At 40.2% G+C, this 19,684-nt stretch carries 12 protein-coding genes; 7 read left to right on the forward strand and 5 right to left on the reverse strand.

Annotation, left to right across the window (positions count from 1 at the left end):
* The first annotated feature begins 6 nt into the window (after positions 1–6).
* From hutH to hutG, 4 genes are all read left to right on the forward strand, one after another.
* Complete coding sequence (hutH, locus tag JYB62_RS07585; RefSeq protein WP_205644799.1) at positions 7–1,572, forward strand: histidine ammonia-lyase; 1,566 nt, start codon at positions 7–9, stop codon at positions 1,570–1,572.
* A gap of 11 nt (positions 1,573–1,583) precedes the next feature.
* Positions 1,584–2,837: an imidazolonepropionase gene (hutI, locus tag JYB62_RS07590; protein ID WP_205644800.1), complete on the forward strand. Its 1,254-nt coding sequence runs from the start codon at positions 1,584–1,586 to the stop codon at positions 2,835–2,837.
* Positions 2,838–2,908: 71 nt separating this feature from the next.
* Positions 2,909–4,909, forward strand: a complete 2,001-nt coding sequence (locus tag JYB62_RS07595; protein ID WP_205644801.1) for a urocanate hydratase — start codon at positions 2,909–2,911, stop codon at positions 4,907–4,909.
* Between the two features lie 6 nt (positions 4,910–4,915).
* Complete coding sequence (gene hutG / locus JYB62_RS07600; RefSeq protein ID WP_205644802.1) at positions 4,916–5,887, forward strand: formimidoylglutamase; 972 nt, start codon at positions 4,916–4,918, stop codon at positions 5,885–5,887.
* Between the two features lie 50 nt (positions 5,888–5,937).
* On the opposite strand, the gene JYB62_RS07605 is transcribed toward hutG, so the two are convergent.
* Positions 5,938–8,874, reverse strand: coding sequence for an FAD-binding and (Fe-S)-binding domain-containing protein (locus JYB62_RS07605; protein ID WP_205644803.1), 2,937 nt, complete (start codon positions 8,872–8,874; stop codon positions 5,938–5,940).
* A gap of 215 nt (positions 8,875–9,089) precedes the next feature.
* On the opposite strand from JYB62_RS07605, the gene JYB62_RS07610 reads away from it, so the two are divergent.
* Positions 9,090–9,860: a YdcF family protein gene (locus tag JYB62_RS07610; protein ID WP_205644804.1), complete on the forward strand. Its 771-nt coding sequence runs from the start codon at positions 9,090–9,092 to the stop codon at positions 9,858–9,860.
* Positions 9,861–9,875: 15 nt separating this feature from the next.
* Here JYB62_RS07610 and JYB62_RS07615 read toward each other — a convergent pair whose 3' ends face one another.
* The 4 genes from JYB62_RS07615 to JYB62_RS07630 all read right to left on the reverse strand — a co-directional run bounded on the left by JYB62_RS07615 (position 9,876) and on the right by JYB62_RS07630 (position 16,349).
* On the reverse strand, positions 9,876–11,177 hold the full coding sequence (locus JYB62_RS07615) for a type II toxin-antitoxin system HipA family toxin (protein WP_205644805.1): 1,302 nt from the start codon (positions 11,175–11,177) through the stop codon (positions 9,876–9,878).
* Positions 11,171–11,506, reverse strand: a complete 336-nt coding sequence (locus JYB62_RS07620) for a helix-turn-helix domain-containing protein (RefSeq protein WP_205644806.1) — start codon at positions 11,504–11,506, stop codon at positions 11,171–11,173. The genes JYB62_RS07615 and JYB62_RS07620 overlap by 7 nt, the downstream gene beginning before the upstream one ends.
* Positions 11,507–11,642: 136 nt before the next feature.
* On the reverse strand, positions 11,643–15,536 hold the full coding sequence (locus JYB62_RS07625) for an AAA domain-containing protein (RefSeq protein ID WP_205644807.1): 3,894 nt from the start codon (positions 15,534–15,536) through the stop codon (positions 11,643–11,645).
* Entirely contained in the window at positions 15,537–16,349 is an 813-nt protein-coding gene (locus JYB62_RS07630) for an SDR family oxidoreductase (protein ID WP_205644808.1), read from the reverse strand.
* A gap of 108 nt (positions 16,350–16,457) precedes the next feature.
* Here JYB62_RS07630 and rlmD point away from each other — a divergent pair, with 108 nt between their 5' ends.
* Both rlmD and JYB62_RS07640 read left to right on the forward strand, forming a co-directional pair.
* On the forward strand, positions 16,458–17,867 hold the full coding sequence (gene rlmD, locus JYB62_RS07635; protein ID WP_205644809.1) for a 23S rRNA (uracil(1939)-C(5))-methyltransferase RlmD: 1,410 nt from the start codon (positions 16,458–16,460) through the stop codon (positions 17,865–17,867).
* 128 nt (positions 17,868–17,995) lie between these two features.
* A complete protein-coding gene (locus tag JYB62_RS07640) occupies positions 17,996–19,666 on the forward strand; it encodes a Na/Pi cotransporter family protein (protein ID WP_205644810.1) in 1,671 nt (556 codons plus the stop codon).
* Positions 19,667–19,684 lie beyond the last annotated feature (18 nt).

A 19,684-nucleotide genomic window follows, 5' to 3' on the forward strand; every position in this document is an offset into this window, starting at 1 on the left:
TATGAAATGAACACTTTCCGATATGGCATAGATAGACTTACTTCTTCTTTAGCTTTAAAACTTGCAAGAAAAGAGGTAAAAGGGATTTTGACTGAGGAGACCAAATCCAAAGTGATAAAATCCAGTGAAGCAGTTCAGCAGATTGCAAAGGGAGATAAAGCGGTTTATGGGATCAATACAGGATTTGGCCCTCTATGTACCAGCAGAATCTCTGAATCTGATACCCGAACTCTTCAGGAAAACCTATTGAAAAGTCATGCTGTTGGACTCGGGGAACCAATTCCTGTAGAAATTTCCAAACTGATGCTGGTTTTGAAGGTGCAGGCTCTTTCACAGGGGTTTTCAGGCATTCAGCTGGCTACTATTGAGCGAATGCTTTGGATGTTGGAAAATGATTTAATTCCTGTGGTACCGCTTCAGGGTTCGGTGGGAGCATCAGGAGATTTGGCTCCACTTTCCCACCTCTTCTTACCCTTAATTGGATATGGAAAAGTTCATTTGGAAGGAGAAATCATTTCAGCTGAAAAGGCCCTTCAATCCTATCACTTATCCCCTTTACAACTTGGCCCAAAAGAGGGTTTGGCTCTCATCAATGGAACCCAATTTATTGCCGCATTCGGAGTTAAAGTGGTGGATCGGCTGCATAATGTACTCACCCACGCTGATATTACAGGCGCCATGATGATTGAAGGATTGATGGGGTCTATTAAACCTTTTTCGGCAGAGCTTCATCAATTGAGACCTTACCCTGGAAATAAACACACCGCACAAACCATCTTAAATCTGCTTTATGAATCTGAGATCGTGAACTCACACGCGAATTGTGCCAGAGTCCAAGATCCTTATTCTCTGAGATGCATGCCTCAGGTGCATGGAGCCTCCAGAAACGCTTGGCTACACTTAAAGGATACCATAGAAACTGAAATCAATTCCGTTACGGATAACCCTGTAGTACTAAATGCAGAACATACGATTAGTGGTGGAAACTTCCATGGGCAACCTATTGCCCTACCATTGGATTACGCATGTTTGGCGGCTTCCGAAATAGGAAACATCGCAGATAGAAGAATTTATTTATCTATTGAAGGTGATACTCCAGGAGTCCCTAAATTACTGCTTAAAGAAACAGGCCTGAATTCAGGTTTGATGATCCCTCAGTACACTACAGCAGCTTTGGCATCAGAAAACAAGGGGCTATGCTTCCCTTCCAGTGCAGATAGCATCCCAACTTCACTTGGACAAGAAGATCATGTAAGTATGGGGTCTATTGGTGCAAGAAAGGCCCTACAAGTAATTGGGAATGTGGAGAAGATTCTTGGAGTGGAACTGTTCTATGCAGCACAAGCAATGGATTTCCACAGCCCTATGAAATCAGGAAAAATCATGACCGCTATTTATGAGCATGTTCGAACCAAAATTTCTCCGGTTGTCACGGACCGAGTGATGACAGAAGACATGGAAACAGCCATCGAATTGATTCAAAGTGGAGAGTTAGTGGAAATTGCTAAAAAAGTAGCCATCGAAGAAGGCCTGGCTTTTGAAACGGAATGGAGTGCATTGTTCACCTATTAAAAAATTTCACCATGAATAAGCAAAAATTAATAGGTCCCTTTCATCAGCTTTTGACTTTGGATAAACTTCCCCTTAAGGGGCCTCTTAAAGACGAAAGTCTGGAAATCATTCAAGAGGCGGGGATCCTGATTCGGGATGATAAAATTCTAGAAGTAGGAAACTTCGAAGAGTTGAGATCAAAAATCACCTTGGACCAGACCGAACTCCATCTTTTGGAAGGGGATTGCATGGCAGTACCGGGTTGGATCGATTGCCATACACACATTTGTTTTGGTGGTACCAGAGCCAGAGATTTTGCCATGAGAAATGCAGGGAAATCCTATTTGGAAATTGCAGAAGCTGGAGGTGGAATTTGGGATACTGTTACCCAAACAAGAAAACTAGACCTCATCCAACTTGCTGCGAACACCACCAAAAATGCCAACCAGCACTTGATGGAGGGGGTGACCACCATTGAAGTAAAAAGCGGCTATGGTCTAAATCATGAAGAAGAGTTGAAAATGTTGAGGGCAATCAAAGAAGCGAATTCCAAAACCCTTGCAGATTTGATTTCAACCTGCTTGGCAGCTCATATGAAGCCTAGAGATTTTGAAGGTACTAATGCAGAATATCTGAAGCTAATTGGAGAGACCTTACTTCCTCAAATCAAAATAGAACAGCTTTCTAATCGGGTCGATGCATTCATTGAAAAAAGCGCATTCTCTTCGGAAGAAATAGAAGCCTATTTCGAAAAAGCTAAAGAATTAGGATTTGATATTACGGTTCATGCTGACCAATTCACTACTGGAGGCTCAGAAGTAGCAGTGAAATTCAAAGCAAAATCTGCAGATCATTTAGAAGCATCGGGAGAAAATGAGATTTCTTTGCTTGCCCAGTCTGATACCATTGCAGTTGCATTGCCGGGAGCAAGTTTAGGCCTTGGCTGTGATTTTACTCCTGCCAGAAAATTATTGGACCAAGGAGGTTCTTTGGCAATTGCTTCTGACTGGAATCCGGGTTCAGCTCCTATGGGAGACTTAATTACTCAAGCATCTATTCTTGCCACGTTCCAAAAGTTAAGCACTGCAGAAGTATTGGCAGGGCTAACGGTACGTGCAGCTGCAACATTGAACTTATCAGACAGAGGTATATTAAAACAGGGAATGCTGGCGGACTTTTCCATTTTCCCTACCAACAATTACCAAGAGATTCTTTACCATCAAGGAAAACTCAAACCTGTACAAGTTTGGAAAAGAGGTGTCCGAGTGACTGCTTCAGCTAAATAACTCAAGTACAAAGACTACCTATTTTAGGGAGGGTCCTTCTTTATTTCAAAACACTTAATTCGATCATTCAAATGACTTTCCAAGAGCAAATCATAAAGGGTATTCCAAGCATTTTACCATCTAAAAAAGTAAGAAGTGGACAAATCAGTCATGCCCCAAAAAGAAAGGATATTTTAACTGAGACGGAGAAAAAACTTGCGCTAAACAATGCACTCAGATACTTTCCCAAGGAATGGCATTACGAATTAGCACAGGAGTTTCTTGACGAACTTCAGGAATATGGAAGAATCTACATGTATAGATTCATGCCGGATTATGAAATGAAAGCAAGACCTATTATTGAATATCCTGCCAAGTCAACACAAGCTGCAGCAATCATGCTGATGATCCAGAATAATTTGGACCCGGCGGTAGCACAACATCCAGAGGAGTTGATCACCTATGGGGGAAATGGAGCTGTTTTTCAAAATTGGGCCCAATATTTACTGGTTATGAAATATTTATCGGAAATGACAGAGGAGCAAACACTCCATGTCTATTCCGGGCACCCGATGGGACTATTCCCTTCTTCCAAGGAAGCTCCAAGGGTGATCGTCACCAATGGAATGATGATCCCTAATTATTCAAAACCTGATGATTGGGAAAAATTCAACGCCATAGGAGTTACACAATATGGACAAATGACGGCTGGTTCTTACATGTATATTGGTCCACAGGGGATCGTGCATGGCACAACCATTACGGTGATGAATGCCTTCCGGAAAAAACTAGGAATCGGAAAATCCCCAAAAGGGAAACTATTTTTGACTGCAGGCCTAGGAGGCATGAGTGGAGCTCAACCTAAAGCAGGAAATATTGCAGGATGTATCACCATCTGTGCCGAAGTAAATCCAGCTGCGGCCAAAAAAAGACATGAACAAGGATGGGTAGATGAGTTGATCGAAAACCTAGATGAATTAGTACTCAGAACTCAACTGGCCAAAGCCAATGAAGAAGTGGTTTCGATCGCCTACATTGGAAACATAGTAGATGTTTGGGAAAGATTTGATCAGGAAAATGTATTTATAGAAATAGGTTCTGACCAAACTTCTTTACATAACCCCTGGGCAGGAGGATACTACCCGGTAGGTCTATCTTTTGAAGAATCTAACCGAATGATGGCCGAAGATCCTGAATTATTTAAAGAAAAGGTTCAAGAAACATTGAGAAGACATGCATCTTCTATCAATAACCATTCAAAAAGAGGAACTTACTTTTTTGATTATGGAAATGCGTTTTTATTGGAAGCATCCAGAGCCGGGGCTGCTATCATGGCCGAGAACGGCATAGATTTCAAATATCCAAGTTACGTCCAGGACATCCTTGGTCCCATGTGTTTTGATTATGGATTCGGACCCTTCCGCTGGGTTTGTACATCTGGGAATCCCGATGATTTATCCAAAACAGATCAAATTGCTGCAAAAGTCCTTAAAGAAATCATGCAGAATTCACCGGAATCCATTCAACAGCAAATGCAGGATAACATAACTTGGATCGAGGAGGCTGAAAAAAATCGTCTGGTGGTGGGTTCACAAGCCAGAATCCTTTATGCAGATGCGGAAGGAAGAGCAAAAATTGCGAAAGCGTTTAATCAAGCCATCGAATCCGGTGAAATATCTGCTCCTATCGTGCTTGGAAGAGATCACCATGATGTAAGTGGAACAGATTCTCCTTATCGAGAAACCAGCAATATATATGATGGAAGCAAGTTTACCGCTGATATGGCTATTCATAATGTCATAGGGGATAGTTTTAGAGGAGCTACCTGGGTCTCTATCCACAATGGCGGTGGAGTTGGATGGGGAGAGGTGATCAATGGAGGATTTGGAATGGTCCTCGATGGATCAGTAGAAGCGGAAAGAAAACTAAACTCCATGCTTTTTTATGATGTCAATAATGGGATTGCAAGAAGGGCTTGGGCTAGAAATTCAGGTTCACTAGAAGCCATCCAAAGAGAAATGGAAAGAACCCCGAATTTAAAAGTAACTCTCCCAAATCTGGTAGATCCTAGTATTTTGGATAAATTGGTATAAAAAAAGATGGGGCAATTTCACCAGAATCCGGAATCCTCCAATTGGTATGGTAGAAAATCGAATGCGATAGAATACTGGCATCAAGCCAGTATTTCAGTAAATAACCTCGAATTGGATACCATCATGGACATGCCAAAAGTGGGTATACTTGGTTATGCCGGCGAAGAAGGGGTAAATAGAAACCAAGGTAGGTTAGGAACGAAAGCAGGGCCTAAAGCTATCCGAAATATGTTGGGAAGTCTTGCTTTTCATCTTCCAGAACAAACCAGGGTTTTTGACTATGGCGATATCATTACTCTTAATTCAGACATGGAATCTAGCCATGATCTTATCACATCAACCGTAGTCAAACTTCTGGAAACAAATCACTTTCCTATTCTATTGGGAGGTGGCCATGATTTGGCTTTTGCCCATGCAAGAGGAGTCTACCAATACCTCCAATCGAAGGATGAAAAATTAGGAATCATCAACTTGGATGCTCATTTTGACTTAAGACCTTTAAACAATGTAAAAGGACATTCAGGATCTCCTTTCTTCCAACTTGCAGAGGAATATAAAGATGATTTCCACTACCTATGTTTAGGTATACAGCGATCCGTAAATCCAAAGTCACTTTTTGAAACTGCAGAAAGATCGAATTCGCAGTGGATGGTCATGGAGGACTTTCGACTAAATAACTGGGAAGTCATACATGAGAAAATTCTTTGGTTTCTGGATTCAAAAGATAAAATATATCTCACAGTAGATATGGATGGATTTGCCTCAGCCTATGCCCCAGGTGTTTCAGCTCCATCCCCAATGGGATTTGAACCAGAGTTTGCCTTTAAAGTGTTTGAATTAATTACTAAAAGCAAGAAAGTCATTTCCATGGATGTAGTAGAGCTCAATCCAAACTTTGACTTAGATCATGCTACTGCCAGGCTTGCCGCGAGGTGCGCGGAATATGTTGCAAGAAAGGTCTTAGGCCCCTCCAACTGAAAATTTAATCGATATAAATCCCGTTGATTGATTTCTGGTTGAATCAGAAATCAATCACTTAAGGCTTCCCATAAAATCTCAACCGGATGCTTGGCTTTTCTCCCGGTTCCATCCGCGATCTGGTGCCTGCACGAAGTACCTGGCGCCGCAATAATTGTTTCAAGCTCCGTCTTTCTCACGGTTGGAAACAATACCAATTCACCCACTTGTTGAGATACTTCATAATGTTCGGCTTCATACCCAAAACTTCCGGCCATCCCACAGCATCCACTTGGAATCGTCTCCACTGTATAATTTACAGGTAGGGATAATATTTTTTGTGTCCAAAGAACTGAAGAAAGGGCCTTTTGATGACAATGGCCATGAAGTTTAATTTTCTGAGTATTTGTGGTAAAAGAATCAGGTTTGATATTCCCTGCAGCTGCTTCCTGAGCCAAAAATTCATCGATTAACTTCACATGAATTTTAAGCTTCTTGGCAGATTCTACTAATTCCTTGCTTACTAATCTTGGGTACTCATCTCTAAAGCTCAAAATTGCCGAAGGTTCCAGACCTATCAAAGGAGTATTTCCATCAATCAAGTCCGAAAACACTTTTACATTGGCTTCTGCATGTTTTTTGGCTTTTGGTAATAAACCTTTTGAAATGGCAGATCGCCCACTTTCCTGATGATCGACGATTTTGACATCGTATCCCAATTTCTTTAAAAGTGAAATCGCTTTAATGCCAATTTGGGTATCATTGTGGTTGGTAAATTCATCCACAAAAAAATAAATCGACTTAATCGTTTGCTTTGCCCCAGGCAATGCCCGATAATTCTTTTTATACCACTTTCTGAGGCTTTGATTACTAATGGCAGGAAGGTTTCGTTTTGGGGCAACCCCCAAAACAGACTTCATCAATCCTCCCGTAACACTGTTACTTAAGAAGAAATTTGCGATCCCGGGAATCAAGGAACCCAATTCATTCAGTTCATTAATATGAGCAAAGGCTTTAGACCGTAAAGGGATTCCATTGGCTTGTTGGTATTGATATTGAAATTCCGCTTTCAAGCTAGCCATGTCCACATTGGAAGGACATTCGGAGGTACAGCCTTTACAGGAAAGACATAAATCCATGGCTTCTTTGATTTCAGGATGATCAAAGGCATTTTCCTTTTTGTCCATGGTCAAAAATTCCCTCAAGGTATTGGCACGTCCTCGGGTGGTATCCCGCTCATTTCTGGTTGCCATATAACTCGGACACATTGTGCCTCCAGATCCAGGTAATTTCCTACAATCACCTGAGCCATTACATTTTTCGGCCATTCTAAGAATCCCTCCTACATTAGAAAAGTCCATCAAAGTAGGATGCTCCGGAGTTTTAGAATCTGGCTCATATCGAAGGAATTTGTTCATAGGAGCCGCATCTACTATTTTCCCAGGATTGAAAATATTTTGAGGATCCCAAGTGAATTTCAAACGGCGAAACAACTGGTAATTTTTCTCTCCGACCATCAGTGGGATAAAAGCAGCTCTAACCCGTCCATCTCCATGTTCCCCACTCAAAGAGCCTTGGTACTTCTTCACTAATTCGGCAGACGCTTTGGAAATCTGATAGAACTCCTCTACGTCTTTGGACTTTTTCAAATCCAGAATGGGCCTCAAGTGAATTTCCCCTGCTCCGGCATGGGCATAATGAACCGGCTTTTGATTAAACCCTTTCATCATCTCATCCACTTCATCGATGTAATCCGCCAAATCCTCAATATCCACCGCAGTATCTTCAATACAAGCCACTGCTTTTTGATCTCCCGGAATGTTCGCTAATAAGCCCAATCCTGCCGATCTCAATGCCCAGGCAGCAGAAACCATGGATGGTTCAATGATTGGATAGGCATACCCAATACCCTTTTGTTGAAAATCTTCGACCAACTTCTTCCCCTTTTCCATAGCTTCTTCCAGCGTTTTACCCCGGAATTCTACCATTAAAAGCGCTTCAGGATCTCCCTCCACGAAATACCGATTTTTGGAATATTCAATACTCTCTTTGGTACAGTCCAAAATGATTTTATCCATCAATTCAACCGCAGTGGCAGGATGTTTCATGGCTGTTTGGGATGCAACCATACTTTCATGAATGGTCTCAAAATGAGCTGCAACTACGATCTCAATAGGATCTGGTAAAGGATCTAAACTGATTTTGATCTCCGTAGTGAATGCCAAAGTTCCTTCTGAACCCGAAAGAAGTTTACAGAAATTAAATTTTTCTTCCCCTTCAAAAACTTCCGATTTGAGCAATTCATCTACTGCATATCCCGTATTTCTTCGATGGATAGATTTTTTTGGGAATTGGGCATGGATTTCTTCTCTCGCTTCAGGGTCGCTTAATTCCTCTTCAATTTTTTTATAAATGGCTCCTTCCAGTGTATCCAGTTGGGTCTTTTGTGCAAATTCTACCTTACTTAAAGCTTCAAATTTTACAGGATTACCATCGCTTAAAATGGTATGTAATGAAATCACTTTATCTCTTGTGACCCCATATACAATAGAGGTGGTTCCAGAGGAATTATTACCTACCATCCCACCAATCATTGCTCTGTTAGCGGTAGAAGTAATGGGACTAAAGAAAAGCCCATGAGGTTTTAAAAATCTATTAAGTTCATCTCTTACCACTCCTGGTTGAACCCTTACCCATCTTTCCTCTTGATTGAGTTCCAAAATCTTGGTAAAGTGCTTAGACACATCCACCACGATTCCATTTCCTACACATTGACCAGATAGAGAGGTTCCTGCCGTTCTAGGTATTAAGGAAGTTCCGTTTTTGGAAGCAAAATGAATAAGCTTCTGAATATCTGATTCAGTTTTGGGAAAAGCTACTGCCAAAGGCATCTCCCGATAAACGGAAGCATCGGTGGCATAAAGGGTCTTTGTCAAAGAATCGAATTGCAAGGTTCCTTCCAATTGGGAAGAAAGCTCCTGTAGTAAAGGCAATAGGTTTGAACTCATGCCCAAAAATAACTTTCCTTTAGAGATAAAGGAATATTCAAGGATAAAGAATTTTTGAATTGAATCAGATTATTTTAAAGAATTAGATTTGGAGTCTACATCACTTTACAAGCCAAATAAGCTCCACCTATATCTAATTGAATAGGTACATTATTTCTTGAATTTGAAAATTGAGGAATTCCCTCTTTTCTTTGTGGATTACCACCCGGCAACTTATGTTTTTCTACCTTTCCCAATTCCTGAGTTTTTTGGCGATGCCCTTGACCATTATCTCTTTGCTAATTGTAGTTGGGGCAATTTATTTTCGCCGAAAATGGGGCAAAAAAAGCCTTTGGGCTGGAATTATTTTGCTTTGGTTTTTCTCCAACCAATTTATTGCAAACCAAGCCATGTTGGCTTGGGAACCGGAATTCAAGGAATTCGATGAAGTCAAACCCCATGAATACGGAATTGTCCTGACCGGGGTCACCAACTTGAGTAAAACAGCATACGATCGAACGTTCTTCAATAAAGGGGCAGATCGGATTACCCATGCCCTACAACTTTACCGGATGGGCAAAATCAAAAAAATCCTGATTACCGGTGGTCAAGGCTTAAACCCTGTCAACCCACAATCAGAAGCGGAATTATTGCAGCGATTTCTGTTGATGACCGGCGTTCCTACTGAAGATGTATTAATCGAAAACAAAGCAAAAAACACGGCTCAAAATGCGCAGTTTACCAAAGCTTTTCTAGAGGAAAATAAGATCGATACCAATCAGGAATTTTTACTGATCACCTCAGCATTTCATATGTACCGCTCTAAAGGTTGTTTCGATAAGGTAGGATTGAAAACTGAAACTTTCCCTACCGATTATTACAGCCATGATGTGAAGTTCAGCTTTCCTACACTGGTTTACCCTAGCCCCTCTTCCATCGAAAACTGGCATAAACTAGTGAAGGAATGGATTGGCATTACGGTTTATAAACTGGTAGGATATATCTAGGCTCTAAGGAAGGAGTCAAACCAAGAGCGTTTTCTTGATACCTGATTTTAATTTCTCCTCCACCCCTACTTGAGCAGCAAACTCCTCCCAACGCCGGATGGCGTCAGTAACTTTTGCAATTTTCTCTTCGGGCTTTTTGATATTCATCTTTCGGGCTACTTCCAAAAAATCTGTTTCAGAAATCCCATCTCTTTTTCCATTCACTGTTAATGACTGGGAACTTACCCAAATGCTTCCAGGTCGGTAGGCATGGCAAATATCATAAGCTGGAGATAATGTCCATTTTCCTGTTTGATCCATTAGAAATGCAAAATTCTTGGTATGGTCATCACAATTTCTTGCAAAAACATTAAATACCATTCGGATAAACATCTGCTCTGCTTCTGGATAGGTACATCGAAGCATCCTCATGGTTTCAAACACCTGTTCGTAGCTAAACTCTCCCACCCTGTTGAAATCAAAATGGCGGATACCACAGAGGCTTTGCATATGGATCTTTTGACCATCATTCGTTCGATCAAATCGCTTGGTCATAAAATGAGCTCTTCCATTTTCTTCCAAGAGCTGGGACTCGTTCATCTCTATTCCCGCTTCCAATGCCATTAGGTAGTAGGCCATTTCTACCCTCCCATATCCCAGCGTGACTCCAAATTGCGAATCATGCACGCCGTCAAACTTGATAATCCAATAGGAAAATCCTTTGGGAGCTTTGACCTGTCCACTTTTTACAGCTCCAGTTTTGGGATTATAGGCAATGACTGCTTTTGCCCGAGCACCTCCAGCAGAGGTCCCTATTTTTAGAATATCCGCTAAAGCAGACTGTTCCTGGCTACTGAGATCCGATCCAAATCCCACTCTCGCATTCAATATTTTTCCTGCAATATGGACCAAGCTATCCACTTCTATGTTCGTGGCCCTACTTAACTCTGTTCTCAAGGAGGGCTTGATTTCTAAGGCACCTACACCTCTCTTTCCAATAAAACATAATTGCTCTACCGGATTGAGACTATCTGCAGGCCGACCATTCTGTTGCAACCAGGTATTGATTAACTGACTTCCATATTTATCAGGAAGCATGTCGGCCAATAATCCTGGCAGACCCTTAAACGTATCGAATACATCTCCCCTGGATTTCCTTAATTCTGGAAATGAAAAAACCCTTCCTCCTTGGGCCAAAGGCATTTTGATAGGAGATAAATCTAAGCCTGAACGGAGGAACTCCTGATTAAACTCAAATCTCCCAACCTGCTGCCTTTCATCCCAAAGTACCGCCCCTACCAATTGATCCCAAATCCATATTTCTGCTGCTATTACCATTCTGAGGGAGGATTTTCTGCTGCTTTATCCGTATTACGAACACGTTGTCGTTCATACTTCTTTTGAAGCTTGATGTAATCCATCGGGCTAATGGTATTTTTCAGTTCAAAAGCTTCCAACCATTGCAATTGATCCAATACACGTAGTACTTGAATCATAGTGATCAGATTGACCTTCTCCCCTCTCTCCAATAAGCTTAAGGTAGATCGACTGATCCCGGCTTCTGAGGAAAGCTGATCTTGGGATTTATTTTGAGCAATACGCTCCGCTTTTACAAAGTCTCCTATCTGCTGGAGAATCTGAATATCTGTTTTAGTACTATAATCCATGACTTAAAAATCATTCATTAATTATAAATATACAATATAATGAATGATTAATCATACGATTTATAGATTATTTTTTGAATGAAAATTCATACATAATAATTAAAAAATGTACCTAACGAATGATTTATCATACAAATTATTTATAAAATTCTTCTCTACTCCATTTCCAATCCCATTTCCAGCCTTTTTGTTCCAATAAAATCGGATGATAGGTCATGGCTGCCTTAGCAGAGCTCGCATTAAAAAACCGCTGATCATCAGTGAGAATCGCCTTCCACTGACCATCGCTTTCCTGTTGGATCAAATCCATCACGGAAGAAGGGACTGAATCAGTAAAGGAAGCATCTTGCATCAATAACCGTTTTTTCAAACTCCAGTCCACCTCAAAACCAACTCTTTGAACCTCGGAAACCTGAACTCCTGGCCTTTTTCCCTGCTCCTGCACAAAAAGTAAAAAGGATCTTAATAAAGACAGACCCGGATTTTGGAGATGAGAGGGACGAAAATCGTTTGGTTCCAGACTACTGATGACATGCATTTTTTTCCTAGCCCTACTGATGGCCACATTCAGACGGTTTTCAGCACCAGACTTCCCGAGTAATCCGAAATTGGTTACTAACTTCCCTTCCCTATTGGAAGCATAGCCCAAAGAAAGAATTACCTGATCAAATTCATCTCCTTGTACATTTTCAATATTTCGAACCTTGATCCCATTATCCTGCATCCCCGAACTCCAAAGCCCTTCCCTAATAAACTCCATCTGGAAATAATTGCCCGTTACCACTCCAATGGTATCTTTTGGACAATTCAAAACCAAATCTCTTACTCTTTCCAAAACAGCTTCAGCTTCTACTCTATTGATTTGATTTTCCCAAACTCCTTCCACTTTTTGCCAAGTAAATGCTGCATGCTTGGCTATAACAGTAGCATAATCAGGCAGGGTTTCTAATTGATTTTCGTAGAAATGTGAATTAGAAAAATGGATTAATGCCGGATCCATAGATCTGTAATGCCCTTTCAACTGTCTCTTTTCAAAAAAGAATCCTGCCAATTCCAGCAATGAATCTGATTCAAATGCCACTCCTTCCCCCTCTGAGTCCCATTTAACTTGATAGAAGTCAGAAGGCCTTAACTGCTTGGAATCCCCAGCAATTACTACCTGCTTTCCTCTTAACATCGCCGGTATCCCTCGCTCCACTTGGCATTGGGAAGCTTCATCAAATATTACCAAATCAAATATACCTTTGGAAATATCCTGGGTCGGAAACACCGCTGAGACAGTTTCAGGACTGGCTAGCCAACAAGGCAAAATACGGAATACCTCCTCACTCAACTCACTGATCACTTTCCGAACTGGCCATTTTTGACGCTTTTTATTGACTTGATGTGCTAATTCCCGATACGTTAATCGGTTTCCCAAACGATTAAACTCAAGATTGGAACTCATATGCTCCCTAAGCCGCAGCAAAGCCACATCTTTCGCCATTGCTCTTTTTTCTAAAATCGCAGTTTTCAGTTCCTGCATTTCATGGAATAGCTTCATCCCACCAGCCTCAGCTAGAACCGGATCCTTTTTCTCGATTTCCGAAACCCAACTAGAATACCATGAGTTTTCAAATACCTCTATCTGAAAACCCGTATCAGTTTCCGGGTACTCCGATTGTAAATTCTCAGCGATCTTCCTTTTCGACAGTTCCCAGTTTTCTAAAAATTTATCAAATGCCTTCAACTCGGATAAATCCTGAAATAAATTAGCTTGATTAACTTTCTGTTTTTGGAATAAAACCTCTCCAATTTGCCAAGAAGAAAAATACATTTTCCAGGATAGCAATTGCTTTTCAAAGCTATGGACCTGCCCATGTAACTGTTTGAGAAAGATTGAAAGCTTCTCAGGCTTATTTTCAAACTTCATCCAATTGAAAAAAGATTTTAAAACTGGAATGCTTGTCCATAATTCTTCCCAATGGATTACATCATTTAACTCCTTCAAGTGCTTTTCCAAATTCACTACTGAGAGGTTTAGTGATGAAAAACTAGGAAGAGTAGTCACTTCAGATTCAATAGCCGATAATTGATCCAATTCATTCAACAATACTCTTAGGTTTTGAAGATTGAATTTCATTCCATTTTGGTCTAACCAAGCAGCAATGTTCGGATACTTACTCTTAGTAAAAGAAAGCATCCATCGATCCTTCCAATGTTGAAGCTTCTCTTTCAACACAACAGACTCCTCCAATACGGAAGACAAATTTTCTGGCAGATTTAGAGAAAGGGAATCCAATCGGGTTTTCGCAGAATCGGACCATTCTTGGATCTTTATTACGTCCTTTTTCCTTTTCGGAAATAGGATCAATTCCAATGCAAGTGAAAGATTTCCCAATTGATCAAATCCTTGAATCACCTTTTCTAGCTTATCTGAAATGGCATCATTCTCCAAAATGTATTTCATCAGCCCCTCCCAGCTTGTCTGATCAGAATACTCAGGAATATTTCCAGCTTGAAAATTTTCCAGTGACACCAAGGCATCTTGGACAGATGCGAATTGTTGGGAATCAACATGAGAAAAAGAGTTTCTATGCTCCCAAAAGCTCGACCTGAATTTTTTTGAATAGGATTTAAAAACCCTAAACTCACTTTTAAATTGACTGGCTTCTTCCCAGTTCAATTGAAGGAGTCCAGTATTATTGAGCAACCTATGACTACCGGGACCTGCGGATTTCAAATACATAGCCTTGACCGGCAACCCCACCTTACTACTATCAAGCAAACACTCCCTTAAATCCTCAAATTTGGAAGAAAGTGATTCAATCGTTTTGGACCGAAGTGAAATTTCCCTCTCCAAATGCATGGAGTCAATCCCTCGGTTTAATTCCTGATACTGTTCTATAGAATCAATCTGCTTTTTGATTTTTGTGAACAGTTCCTTTTGATCGGCTCTATAATCATGCACCAAAGCTAAAAACTCACCAAACCCTGCCTTTTCCATTCGCTCATACACCACATCCAACGCCGCTCGTTTTTGGGAAACCACCAACACCTTTTTTCCTCTGGAAATGTAATCTGAAACCAAATTCGCAATGAGTTGGGATTTCCCTGTTCCTGGAGGACCCTCTACTACCAGACTTTTCCCCTTCCGCACGGAATGTAATACCAGCTCCTGCGAAGAATCCAAAGGAAAAACCGGAAACAGGTTCGACTCCTTAGGATTAGGCAATTCAGCATCCAATGCAAAGAACTCCTGAAACACCTGTTCTAAATCATGATTTCCATAATGCTCCAATAGGTATTCATATTCCTTAAACAGAAAACTTTCTTTTTGCCCATATTGCCCAAGCAGAGCATAGGTTTTCAAACTGATTTTTCCATCCTTGAATTGATCTTGGTCCAAAGACTTCTGGGAATTTGGGAAAACCTGAATCTTGTCTTCAAAAAGTGCAGAATGAAGTTGAATAGAGAATGTATCCTGAATCAATTTGGACAGGCCAGTTCTAAATTCCACGGGGTCTTTGGACAGGGAGTTTAGTTGCTCCTCTAGTTTTTCAACATCCAATTCATGTTGGTAGGCCAGTTGATAAGCCAATAAAAATGCAGGATTGATCTGCCACTCGCCTTGAATGCAGAGGTTCCATTGTTCTTTTTCTTTCCGAATGGCTACCGGATGAATTAGCAATGGTGCTCTTAATATCTGACCATTCATCAGCTTGCCTTCTACAAAAAGCCAAGAAATAGCCAAGGTATGTTCCCCAGTTTCTTCTTGGGTCAACTGGTCCCTAAACTGTAATTTGGAGAGTGCTTTGGAAAGTTGGTTGTTTGAAGTTTGTCGAGGGTCGGATATTGGAATTAGAAAAATAGATTTCTTTCCTTGAATCACTTTTCTAATAATATCAAATGCTGGTTCGCCATTTAGGAAATCAAATTCTTGAAGATCTAAAAATCCACTTCCTTCAACTTTGGGGATATACAACGACTTGTTTTTTGAAGACAAGTCAGTCAATCTATTCAGGTAGTTTTGAAAGATCGATTCCCCCATTTATTTAAAAGGCGAATCTGGTTCCTTGGCCATTTCCCGATAAACCATGCCATCCATGATTCCTGGAATCCACTTATTTAAAAATACGGCGAGTTTACCTTGGGTGGTTAAGACTAAATCTCTTTTCCTTTTTTTGGTAGCTTTCAAAATAGCATCTGCCACATCTTCTGGGGACATCATATTTGATTCATCTCTGGGTGATTCACCTTGAGAAGCCCCATGAGCCGTAAGTGCATTATTTCGAATATTGGAAGCAGTAAACCCTGGAGATGCAACCAAAACATGGACTCCATTATGCATGACTTCCGTTCTTAGCGATTCAAAAAATCCATTCATCGCATATTTACTAGCGGTATATGCAGTCCTGGCAGGAGTTCCTCTAAATCCATTAATGGAAGAAATCCCAATAATAGATCCTTTGTTTTCCATAATAGAAGGTAGACAATATTTCGTTGCGTAAATAGTTCCCCAAAAATTGGTATCCATTACCTTCTTAAAGACATCCAAATCTAGATCCTGAAATAATGCACGCATAGAAATCCCTGCATTATTGATCAAAATATCGATTCTCCCATAGACAGCTAACACTTCATCAGCCATTTTTTGGTTATCCGATTCTGAGGCTGCATCAGCCAAAATCGCCAAAACTTCAATTCCTGCCTCTTCCAGGATTTCTCTTTCAGACGCTAATTTCTCAGCATTTCTGCCTGTAATAGCAATTTTTGCACCTTCTCGACCAAATGCATACGCACAAGCAGCACCAATTCCTGAAGTTGCTCCTGTAATTACGACGACTTTGTTCTTAAATTCCATGGGTTTACGATCTTACAAAGATAGTCAAAACAAAAAAAATGAAAGGATCGTGCCACCTTTTAAACATGGATTTTCTTTGGCCCTTTGTTTTTCCCTAATTTTGCGCCCATGTCGCGGAAAATGAAAAATAAAATTGTCACCAATCTTCAAATCGAACGGATTGCTTCGGAAGGTAAATGTGTGGGGCATCATGATGGAAAAGTCGTGTTTGTATCCGGTGTAGCACCTGGAGATGTAGTAGATGTTAGAATTACTAAAGGAAAAAGTTCCTTTATGGAAGGAGATCCTGTTACCTTCCATCAATATTCTAAAGACAGAATTGAACCATTTTGTTCCCATTTTGGCACTTGTGGTGGCTGTAAATGGCAACATATTAATTATGACCTTCAAAAAACCTACAAACGTCAGCAGGTTTTGGATCAATTCCAGCGAATCGCAAAAGTAGCACTCCCGGAAGTGTTACCTACTCTAGGATCTGAACAGATCCAATATTATAGGAATAAGTTAGACTTTACTTTCAGTAATAAGAAATGGCTCACTCTGGAGCAAATCAGGTCAGAAGAAGATTTTGATCGTAATGCATTAGGTTTTCACATTCCAAAAATGTTTGACAAGATCATAGATGTAGATCATTGTTATTTACAAGGAGGAATTTCCAATGATGTTAGAAATGAACTAAGAAGTTTTGCTCTTGAAAATAAACTTTCATTCTATGATATCCGAAATCAGGTTGGATTGCTAAGGAATCTGATCATTCGTACTACCAGCACAGGGCAAACCATGGTAATTGTACAATTCGGAGAGTCTGACCTAGAGTCAATAGATAAAGTAATGGATTTTCTGAAAAACAGATTTCCTGAAATCACCTCTTTGCTCTATGTAATCAATACGAAAGGAAATGAAACGTTCCATGATTTAGAGTTAGTGACTTTTGCTGGACTTCCCTATATCGAGGAAGAAATGGAAGGTCTCAAATTCCGAATCGGACCGAAATCTTTTTATCAAACCAATTCAGAGCAAGCCTACGAACTTTATAAAGTGGCCAGAAACTTTGCCGATTTGAAAGGAGATGAGGTAGTGTACGATTTATATACAGGCACTGGGACCATCGCTAATTTTGTAGCCCAAAAAGCTAAACAGGTAATCGGGGTGGAATATGTGGAGGCGGCAATTGAGGATGCCAAAATCAATTCCCAAATCAACGGAATTGAAAATACCCTATTTTATGCGGGTGATATGAAGGATATCTTAAATGAAGAATTTATTCAAAATCATGCTGCGCCGGATGTCATCATTACGGATCCTCCTAGGGCGGGTATGGATGAAAAAGTGGTTCAGATGCTGCTTCGCCTAGAAGCTCCAAAAGTGGTTTATGTTTCATGTAATCCTGCTACTCAGGCAAGAGATGTAGCACTTTTGGCTGAAAAATATGATGTGGTAAAAATCCAACCCGTAGATATGTTTCCGCAAACCTATCATGTGGAAAATGTGATCTTGCTGACAAAACGAACTTCTTAAATTAGCTTAAATCCAAACCTGATTTAAATCAAGTTTTCAAGTCCCAATTTTTCCAAAAAACTGGGTTAAATTTAAGTGTGCCTCAATCTATCGTAAAGAGGCACACTTCTTTAACCTGAGTTTAACACATGTGGGAAAACTTTGATCTTTGGAAATTTTTAGCCGGACTTGGGCTTTTTCTTTATGGGATGTCCCAATTGGAAAATGGTGTCAAAGAATTAGCCGGTAGAAGGTTCAAAATTTTTATTAAAAAACACACGAAGAACAAGTTTAAAGCCATTTTGACAGGAACCTTGGTGACAGCCTTGTTACAAAGTAGTTCGGTGGTATCTCTCATGCTCCTTGCCTTTGTGGGTGCAGGAGTGATCAGCATGAAAAATGCTTTAGGCATTATCCTAGGATCTAACCTAGGTACCACTTTTACTGGTTGGCTCGTAGCTACCCTAGGTTTCAAAGTAGATATCGAGAATTTCATCATGCCTTTTATTGCATTAGGAGGTTTATTGGCAGTGCTTTTTCCAAAACGCCCTCAGCTCTTCAATATCGGAATTTTGATTCTTGGTTTGGCCTTTCTTTTCCTTGGCCTGTCCTTTATGAAGGACAGCATTTCCTATTTAGCAGAAAATTTTGACATCAGCATATTTGCAGATTATGGCCCTTTGGTATTTTTATTAGTTGGGTTTTTCTTCACTGGTCTTATCCAATCCAGTTCTGCCACCATGGTGATTACCTTAAGTGCCTTAAATGCTGGAATCATCGAATTTCATGCAGCCGCAGCTTTAGTCATCGGTGCCGATTTAGGAACTACTATCACTGTATTATTAGGAGGATTCCAAGGGACTGTTTCGAAGAAAAGAGTCGCTCTAGGCCATTTCTTATTTAATTTGGTTACAGACATCCTGGCATTTTTATGCATGGGAATGTTAATCCTTTTTATTACAGATATCCTCCATATTCAGGACAAATTATTTGGGTTGGTAATTTTTCACAGCTTGTTTAATCTTTTGGGAATCATCGTATTTTTCCCATTCCTGAAACAATTTGCCGATTTTCTAAATAACAGGTTTTCCAGCGGAGAAGAGCGAATTGGAAAATACATCCATGACGCCACCGTAGAAGATCCCGAAATCGCTTTAGAGGCCTTACGTAAAGAAACGGGGCACCTAATTCAATTGGTCCTTAATTTATGGAGAATGGCATTCCTGCAAAGAGAAAACTATATCTCCTACCCCAAAAACAGGAATATTTTTAAGCCAAAAGAAAGTTTCAAAGATCATTATTATGAAATAAAGCAGCTCCATGGAGAAATGATTAACTTCTATGGAGATATCCAGAAGCAATCTTTAACGGAGGAGGAATCCCTAAAGCTTTCCAGAAGTATTTCGGCAACTGGAAATGCGCTTTATGCAGCAAAAGATATCAAAGACATAGAAATCGATCTTTCTAATTTCCGAAAATCAAGTAACGGAACGCTCAATGACTTATATTCCCAATTCAATGACATAAGTCATTTGATGATTAGCCGTGCTGAGCAATTTCTACAATCAACTGAAGAAAGTTTATTTTTAGAAGACTTGGGAAAGCTTATGCTGGATAACCAGAAAAATTATGATAAAATGTTGGAAATGGTCTACGATCATTCCAATAGAAAACATCTGGAAGAGGAAGAGATTGCTACAGTTTTAAATGTAAATAGAGAACTTTATTCCTCATGCAAGTCTATCATTTTAGTGCTCAAAGATCAAAAGTTGAACCCAGAGCAAGCGGTTCAGTTTGAAAGTTTACCCCCATTTAGATAATTTATTGATGTTTCTTAT

This window comes from Algoriphagus lutimaris (genome assembly GCF_017051705.1).
GTDB classification, from domain to species: Bacteria; Bacteroidota; Bacteroidia; order Cytophagales; family Cyclobacteriaceae; genus Algoriphagus; species Algoriphagus lutimaris.

Excerpts from the sequence above, each read along its gene's own strand:
- hutH (WP_205644799.1), top strand. The coding sequence starts at position 7 with ATGAACACTTTCCGATATGGCATAGATAGACTTACTTCTTCTTTAGCT.
- JYB62_RS07630 (WP_205644808.1), bottom strand. The coding sequence starts at position 16,349 with ATGGAATTTAAGAACAAAGTCGTCGTAATTACAGGAGCAACTTCAGGA.
- hutI (WP_205644800.1), top strand. The coding sequence starts at position 1,584 with ATGAATAAGCAAAAATTAATAGGTCCCTTTCATCAGCTTTTGACTTTG.
- JYB62_RS07640 (WP_205644810.1), top strand. The coding sequence starts at position 17,996 with ATGTGGGAAAACTTTGATCTTTGGAAATTTTTAGCCGGACTTGGGCTT.
- rlmD (WP_205644809.1), top strand. The coding sequence starts at position 16,458 with ATGTCGCGGAAAATGAAAAATAAAATTGTCACCAATCTTCAAATCGAA.
- hutG (WP_205644802.1), top strand. The coding sequence starts at position 4,916 with ATGGGGCAATTTCACCAGAATCCGGAATCCTCCAATTGGTATGGTAGA.
- JYB62_RS07610 (WP_205644804.1), top strand. The coding sequence starts at position 9,090 with ATGTTTTTCTACCTTTCCCAATTCCTGAGTTTTTTGGCGATGCCCTTG.
- JYB62_RS07620 (WP_205644806.1), bottom strand. The coding sequence starts at position 11,506 with ATGGATTATAGTACTAAAACAGATATTCAGATTCTCCAGCAGATAGGA.
- JYB62_RS07595 (WP_205644801.1), top strand. The coding sequence starts at position 2,909 with ATGACTTTCCAAGAGCAAATCATAAAGGGTATTCCAAGCATTTTACCA.
- JYB62_RS07605 (WP_205644803.1), bottom strand. The coding sequence starts at position 8,874 with ATGAGTTCAAACCTATTGCCTTTACTACAGGAGCTTTCTTCCCAATTG.
- JYB62_RS07625 (WP_205644807.1), bottom strand. The coding sequence starts at position 15,536 with ATGGGGGAATCGATCTTTCAAAACTACCTGAATAGATTGACTGACTTG.
- JYB62_RS07615 (WP_205644805.1), bottom strand. The coding sequence starts at position 11,177 with ATGGTAATAGCAGCAGAAATATGGATTTGGGATCAATTGGTAGGGGCG.